We start from the raw sequence: 3,703 nt of genomic DNA on the forward strand, positions 1-3,703 counted from the left end.
AAACTGATAGCTGATAGCTGATAGCTGATAGCTGATAGCTGATAGCTGATAGCTGATAGCTGATAGCTGATAGCTTACTAAACTTCTGTCCATCCCTCGACTGTTGCCATCAAAATATTAACGAGAGGATGATCTATGGCTTCCTTGAAGGCTTCTACTCCTCCTACTTTCAGGGCATTGATAACCTTATTTTTTAGGGTTGGGTTGTTGTCAATTTGGTCAATAACTTCACCTACAACTATCATCTTCTCTTTGTTGGTTGTAGTGGGATTACTCTGGGATAGTTGGTTGAGGAGTTGCTGGATTTCTTCTGCTGCTTCGGCTAGGTTTTGGGTTGGCTCTGATGTCAAATTATTAGTAATGTTCAATTCTTGTTTACCCTCGTCGTTGACAATAGCAACATTAGGATTATTATTATTCTCTTGTTTTATGGTATAATTACGTGAATTATTTGACATATCACTCTCGGCTTTAGCTGTATTTGTAAGACTGATTACTGGATTCCATGACTGATTGCTCAAACCGTATATAATCTCCTTGAGATCATTAATTTCGCGAGTGTTACCCTCTTGTTTACCCTCTAGAAACGCAATTTTTTTATCGGCTTCCAACCTAGCTTCATAAACTTGTAAAAATTGTTTTTCAACTTTGCCTTTATCTGTGGCTTCTGGCACTTCCAAGGTAAGTAAAACATCATTACCTTTCTTCTCAATGGCTTGAATCGAATCACTAGTAATTTCAGCATTTTCCGCCATTATTTTTTGAAAGGCTTGACGAAATGCTTCTGGATTAACACCATTACGCAGCAGAATCTGGACGGTATTGATAATCTTATTATAGAGGTTTTCAAAATCCCCTGGTTGGAAAACCCGGTCAGGATCATGAGGACGACGCTCTCGATATCCTTGAGGATTGGCATTTTCTAGTAAAAAGACATACTGACAATCAACGTTAGTTAAGGTAGTTGTTGAGTCAATATTCCACGCTTCTAAACAAGCTCCGGTTAAATAAGCATGAGTAAAATCAGTACCAATTGCTTGAGCTTCAGTTAAATTAGCATCTTTTAAATTAGCCTTCTCTAACGTGGCTTCGCTAATATCAGCCTTATTTAGATTAGCCTTATTTAAATTAGCTCCTTTTAAATTTGCCCCTCTAAGATTGGTATTACTATAATTATTATGATAACCATTACCAGTTCTCAATAATTCTCTGACAGCTGTATTAGCTAAGATAGTTTCACCTGGTCTAGCTCGGTCAAGGTTAATAGTATTTTGCCAACAGGTACGAGTAAGCGTAGCTTCTCTTAGATCTGTACTTTTGAGGGTCGCTCCCGTAAAATCAGCATCAGTTAGGTCAGCTTTGTAAAAACTGGTACCTCCTGTAGCAGCAAAAGCAATAGCAATAGTGCGAATCCAGGCATCTCGAGGGTTTTCTTTTAGAGCACGCCAGCCTAGATAAGCACCAAGTAATACTAAGGCTACGGCTACAGCTATGCTTACGGCTATGGCTACGAGTCCCGTGAAGCGGAAGGCGAAGGCGAAGGCGAAGGCGAAGGCGGTGGCTATAGCTATAACGATAGTGATAATGCTGGCAATGGCGCTGACGATTCCGCTGGTACTGACGAAGGTATTGGCGATGGCGATAGCGGTGGCAGTTGCGCTCACAAAGGTGCTGGCGGTGCCGCTGACGATTGCGCCGGCAATACCAATGGCGTTTGAAGTAACGACAACAATAACTACAACGCTGCACCCAGCAATGGCAATACTCACTCCTGATCTGCTCCCTTGAAACAGGATAAAAATATATACTATTACTAGGAAGCTAAAAGCTACCAACCCGGAGACTTGGTTATCTACGCTGTTAACGTCAGAGATTGACCCTACTGACGCCCCAGCAAGTAAGGAGGCCATTCCCGATAATTCCGAAGTTATCCATGAAACCAACAGAACAATAGTTAACCACCGTTTTTGTAATCCAGCCTTAGCCTTACAGAACTGAGTTGCGATTAGAATAGCATTCTTAAAGTTCGCGCCTCTAATATCAGCTTCACTAAAATCTGCCCCTGAAAGGTTTTGCCCCTGGAATGACTGACCTCTGAGATTTACCCTGCGGAAATCCCTTTGTCCTTCTGCATATCTTTTGAGAACTTCTTTAGCTTTCATTAGTGATAGTCATATAGTCAGCGATCAGCGATCAGCGATCAGCGATCAGCGATCAGCGATCAGTTATCAGTTATCAGTTTTTGAATAAAACAGGTAAGCATTGGTTTAATCTCTGTTACGTCAGCTGACGGCTGACCGCTTACCTTAAGTATTGATTCTTAGAGTATTTTTGCTGAATTAATTTATATGCATTTACCTTCCCTTTGCGATCAGACTCGCCAAGGAAAATCAAAGGAGGGAAGTTTCAATTAGAAACTGATTCAATTTAATTAATTAGAATCGTATCACAAACCAGAGCTCTGAGTATATAACAATTTCTCAGATAAAACACTTAAAATCCTGAGGGAAAAGACTTAAAAAAGTCCACAAAATATAGCGCTATATTTATATCACAGGAAAAGATAAGGGAGTTTAGTAAGTGTGGAGAGTGCTCCCCACTCCCAACTGAATATTTACCCTTGTTTTGAGCTAAGCACTGACGGCTGACGGCTGTTCGCGTAGCGTGCGCGTAGCGCATTAGCTGATAGCTTACGTTTAATCTCGTCTAGCCAAGTCAATTTTACTAGTATTATCCAAACTAGCACCAGTAAGATTAGCCTTTCTTAAATCTGTACTTTTGAGGGTAGCTCCGGTAAAGTCAGCATCGGTTAGGTCAGCATTGTAAAAACTTGTACCCCCTGTAGCGGCAAATGCGATCGCAGTAGTGCGAATCCAGGCATCTCGGGGGTCCCCTTTTAGAGCACGCCAGCCCTGGTAAGCACCAAGTAATACTAAGACTAAGGCTACAGCTATGGCTACGGCTATGTCTACAGCTCCGCTTAATCGGAAGGCGATGGCGCTGGCGCTGGCGCTGGTGATGAAGAGGCTAACGACCCTGGCGCTGGTCCTGGCGCTGGCGCTGGTGATGGCAACGGCGTAGATGCTGGCGATTACAATCGGGCAGGCGAAGCTGCTGAAGCTGCCCCTGTCGATGGCAACGGTGCTGACGGCACCGATAACACAGACGATACCGAGGACGGCTCCTGCTCCCATACCTTTACGCAGGATAACACTATATACTATAATTACACAAACCAAAGCTATCCAGCTGGAGACTTGGTTATCTAAGTTGTCAAAGATAAACGCTACTACTGCCCCACCAAGGAAGGAGAGAATTCCTGATAGTCCTGACACTATCCAGGAAACTAACATAAGAACAGTTACCCACAGTTTTTGTAATCCAGCCTTGGCCTGACAGAAATTAGTTCCGGTTAGATTAGCATTCTTAAAGTTGGCTCCCCTAATATCAGCTTCACTAAAATCTGCTCCTGAAAGGTCTTGCCCCTGGAATGACTGACCTCTGAGATTTACCCTGCGGAAATCCCTTTCTCCATTCTTATATCTGATTAGAACTTCATTAGCTTCCATTAGTGGTAGTAACATAGTCAGCTATCAGTTATCAGCATTCAGCATTCAGCATTCAGCATTCAGCTTATGTGCTACGCACACGCGTGCGCGTTCAGCTTTTGAATAAAACAAGCTGACGGCTGACGGCTGACGGC

Annotated in this window: 2 protein-coding genes; both read right to left on the minus strand. The window is 42.9% G+C overall.

Annotated elements, in window-relative coordinates:
* Positions 1 to 77 precede the first annotated feature (77 nt).
* Positions 78 to 2,162: a pentapeptide repeat-containing protein gene (locus F6K52_RS33795; protein WP_293089166.1), complete on the minus strand. Its 2,085-nt coding sequence runs from the start codon at positions 2,160 to 2,162 to the stop codon at positions 78 to 80.
* Between the two features lie 534 nt (positions 2,163 to 2,696).
* Positions 2,697 to 3,569 (minus strand): pentapeptide repeat-containing protein, encoded by an 873-nt coding sequence (locus F6K52_RS33800; protein ID WP_293089168.1) that lies wholly within the window; start codon positions 3,567 to 3,569, stop codon positions 2,697 to 2,699.
* Positions 3,570 to 3,703 lie beyond the last annotated feature (134 nt).

Source organism: Moorena sp. SIO3H5 (assembly GCF_010692395.1).
Classification (GTDB): domain Bacteria; phylum Cyanobacteriota; class Cyanobacteriia; order Cyanobacteriales; family Coleofasciculaceae; genus Moorena.